The following is a 3,460-nucleotide window of genomic DNA, read 5'->3' on the forward strand; positions in this document are numbered from 1 at the left end:
CCCCCCGGGGCATTCCAGCAGGAACAGCACTTCGGCATGGATCCCGCCGTCACCCGGGTCGAACCAGGGCGCTCGCCGGTCCAGTCCCCGATCGGTGTTGATGTCGCGGACCATGGCGTTGAGCGGCGCCACGTGGGGCTCCCCGGGACGGGTTTTCATGGCCTCAACCACTGCCGGGGAACGGTGGGCGCGGGCGCCGATGGGTTCGCCGGTGTCGGTGACGACCTGCAGGATCGCCTTGGCTTCCGGGCAGGTGATGCCCTGGAGATTCTCGTAGGTGTACTGCACCCCGGTGCAGGCGGCCTCGGTGCTGCCCTCGGGACCTGGCGTGGGCGCCGGGGTCTCCGCCGGCGCCTCCTGCCCACCGGGGTCTCCGCCGGCGCCTCCTGCCCACCGGGGGGCAGCCGCAGGAGCGGCGGTGGCGGTGAGGGACTGGAGGATGCGCAGAATCTGGGTGCGGAACCGGGAGCCACCGGCGAACTCCTCGGCCTCGGCGGCCATGTCGACCTCGGTGTGGGGGCCCAGCATCTGGTGCCCGGAGAAGGACAGCAGATACCCCTCGCCCCAGCGGATGTCCCCGAACACCGGGTCCGCCCCGGTGGCCCAGGTCATCCCGTAGAGCACACTGGCGTTCCCGCCCACGCTCTGCCCCGGTGAGGCGGCCACCGCCGCCACGGCCGGGGCCCCGAGCCCCTCCAGCACTCCTGGGATCTGCCCCTGCGGGATCACCAGCGGGGTCAGCGGCGGGCTGACCTTGTACATGCCCTCATCCGGGCGAACGATCAGCGACAGCACCTGCTCCTCAGCGGCGTCACTCACCACCCACCGTCGCACCTCCTCGGAGGCCTCCTCCGGCACCGCAACCGTCCATCCGGAGGGGTAGCCGAAGCTCAGCGCACCGTCCGGGGAGATGAAGGTCTGCTCCAACGCCACGGCCGGCTCCGCCGGCACGGAGGGCGACACCGAAGGCGAGGGAATGCCGCTCGGCTCCGCGGACGCGCCCGCAGACGAAGCCGGGAAACCCGTGATGGGTAGCACCGCAAAACTACTTGCGCTCGCCGGTACAGAAGCCTCTGCCGGTGGGGCAACCTTCGGATTCTGATCGGAGCACCCCACTCACCGCCAGCACACAGACCAGGGCAGCAGACAGCCGAGCAGAGCGGGGAGCAAACACCACGGACGCAGTTTCGCAGATGCAACACCTCAGTCCTGCCGCCATGAGGGCCCCCGACATGAACCTCCCCAAGGCGGACTCCTCATAGGCCAGCCCCCGGGCCCCATCCCCCGCCGAAAAGTCCCGCACCCCGGGGACAAGATCACACCCCAAAGTGCCACACCACCGGAAAAGGCCCACCCGCTACGGGCGCTCGCAAAGCCCGAGCCGCCAACTGACATCCACGGTATAAACATGGATGTCAGCGGGTATCTGGCCAAAGCGAGAAAGAGTAATAGACGGCGAGGACGTGCAGATCATCCCCATCGGGGATATCGACGACACCGAAGCGGCAGAAACCGTCCGGTTTGGCCTCGACGGCCGGGACTACGAAATTGATCTGAGCACCGTCAACGCCGAGCAATTGCGCGAAGTGCTGGCCCTGTACAGCAGCGCGGTACGCAAGAGTTGCCCCGAGGGCCGACCACCCGCTCCACCTCCCGCGCTACGCAGGGCAAGAGCGGGGAGGCCGCTGCGATCCGGGTCAAGGTCAACGGCTACGACGTCTCCGACCGCGGCCGGATCCACTAGCACGTCAAGGGCGCCTACCGGTCCGCGCAGAAGGATGGGAACGCTTAAATACTGATGATGACTCTCAACATGGGGGCGCCAATGGTACGAAATAAAAAAGCAGGCGGCGTGGGAACGAGAGACCGCAAAGCGGAAAAGGGAAGAATAATTAACTGCGCGCACGACGAAGTTTTCGGGAATACCGGAGGGGTTTCGGCGGAATGTGCGGGTGTGACAATCACTCGCGTCGTTACCTCGACAGAAGCGCGGATAAGTAATGGATATTTCCACAAATACACTATCAAATGGGGTCCACGGGCTACCGCAGTGCCAAAAATCCGAACGAAATTTACTCCAAAGACGCCGTTTGCTATACAATCAAGGGCGGTAACGGACAAATCATTGGGGGCGCGAATTCCATCCCAAATGCCGCCCTGAGGTCAAATGTAGTGTCGTGCTTATGCGATGAAGCGCGGCATAAGTTGTGTAGAAGCAGTTCTTGAAGTCGCACGACGCATTCGAAATCTGGCTCATATTGTTGTAATCCCCGACTACCGGTATAAAAGTATCGGATCTCTTTTGCTAAAAGCTATGGAGGATCACGAGCGGGCAACTGGTGTGGCGGACTGGTTTGGGTGGGCGGAAGGTGATGATGCCAAGCTGAGGCGATGTTATGAGCGGCATGGATTTGAGGTTCGCAATCTAAATGAACCAAAAGAATTTATCATTCCTGGGCTACCAAATATCGGCTTGCTTCAAGATGATAAAAAGGTGCAACATGAAGACTTTGGATTTAGGAAAGCATTTACTGAAAACAGCTGGTAGGTAGGTCTGTTTGGTGAGAACAGCTCCCGAGGGTTTCTGACGGGGGACTGTTCTCATGCCGGGGGTGTTTCTGCGTGCATGCATGCGAAAAATAGGGTGTTCTGCTCATGTTGCAGGGGCGCCAGGGCGATGGAGGGCCCGCTGAGGCCTTGAGTGGCTTGCTGGGTAGGGGTGGGGCCTTCTAGTGGGCTTTCAGCCTGGGTGTCCTTGAGGCGATGGCGTAAGGGGATTCGTGGGTGGGGCCGGGCAGCGCGCTGGGGGCCCACCCTCTTCCTAGGCCCTTTCCCACGCACGCCCCACCCCGGGGCAACTCTGTCCTCTGTACCAGGTCGAGGACACCTCCCAGGGGCGTCTTGGGCTGTGCGTGAGCGGTGTGCGAGGGCGTTTTGCTGGGACACCCGGGCAGGCACTTGCTGGCGGCCTGGTAGGCCGCCCTGGCGTGCCGTGTGTGTTTGGGGGTGGCTTTCGAGGGTGGGGGAAGTGGTGGGCGTGTTTGCGGGATTCTGTGGGGCATGCGTGCATGCATGCGGAAAATGTTGGGCTCCCAGCCGGGCTCTGTAGGCGCGGCGGGGCCGGCCTCTGGGTGTGGTTCGTCCAGGGGCGTCCTCGAGGGGAGGACGTGAAGGGGCTAGGGGCCGGTGCTGGGCCGCCCAACGGGGTAGGGGTGTTACGCGCTCGTCCCAGGCTCTCTTTCCAGGTGTCCACTCGCGCGGGGTGTGTTCTGCCCTCCCTCACTCAGCCACGGACACCCCGAAGGGCGGCCCGCGCTGCGCGGAGCGCAGGGCGAGGGCCGTCCCGGTGAGCCGCCTACGACACCCGATCACCCACCCACCAGCGGCCCGGAGGGCCGCCCCGGCGCGGAGCGCCGGGGGCCGGGCGGGCGCGGAGCGCCCGAGCCCGCCGCCCCCCCCC

General features: G+C 64.5%; 4 protein-coding genes and 1 pseudogene. 3 read left to right on the forward strand and 2 right to left on the reverse strand.

What is annotated here, in order from left to right:
• Positions 1-933 (reverse strand): hypothetical protein (locus tag IEW07_RS20560; RefSeq protein ID WP_229742026.1); only part of this gene is annotated, 933 nt, incomplete at its 3' end.
• Between the two features lie 479 nt (positions 934-1,412).
• Between IEW07_RS20560 and IEW07_RS21340 the strand changes: the two are divergent.
• From IEW07_RS21340 to IEW07_RS20570, 3 genes and pseudogenes are all read left to right on the forward strand, one after another.
• Positions 1,413-1,559, forward strand: a pseudogene (locus IEW07_RS21340) (Lsr2 dimerization domain-containing protein); the annotation flags it as partial.
• A gap of 62 nt (positions 1,560-1,621) precedes the next feature.
• Positions 1,622-1,744, forward strand: a complete 123-nt coding sequence (locus IEW07_RS21345) for an Lsr2 family protein (protein ID WP_229742028.1) — start codon at positions 1,622-1,624, stop codon at positions 1,742-1,744.
• Between the two features lie 444 nt (positions 1,745-2,188).
• Entirely contained in the window at positions 2,189-2,548 is a 360-nt protein-coding gene (locus IEW07_RS20570) for a GNAT family N-acetyltransferase (protein ID WP_188540642.1), read from the forward strand.
• 731 nt (positions 2,549-3,279) lie between these two features.
• Here the strand turns inward: IEW07_RS20570 and IEW07_RS21350 are convergent.
• Positions 3,280-3,460, reverse strand: a 181-nt coding sequence (locus IEW07_RS21350) for a hypothetical protein (protein WP_229742027.1), incomplete at its 5' end; no start/stop codon positions are given.

The organism is Kocuria dechangensis, assembly GCF_014636775.1.
Lineage (GTDB): Bacteria > Actinomycetota > Actinomycetes > Actinomycetales > Micrococcaceae > Kocuria > Kocuria dechangensis.

Excerpts from the sequence above, each read along its gene's own strand:
- IEW07_RS20570 (WP_188540642.1), top strand. The coding sequence starts at position 2,189 with ATGAAGCGCGGCATAAGTTGTGTAGAAGCAGTTCTTGAAGTCGCACGA.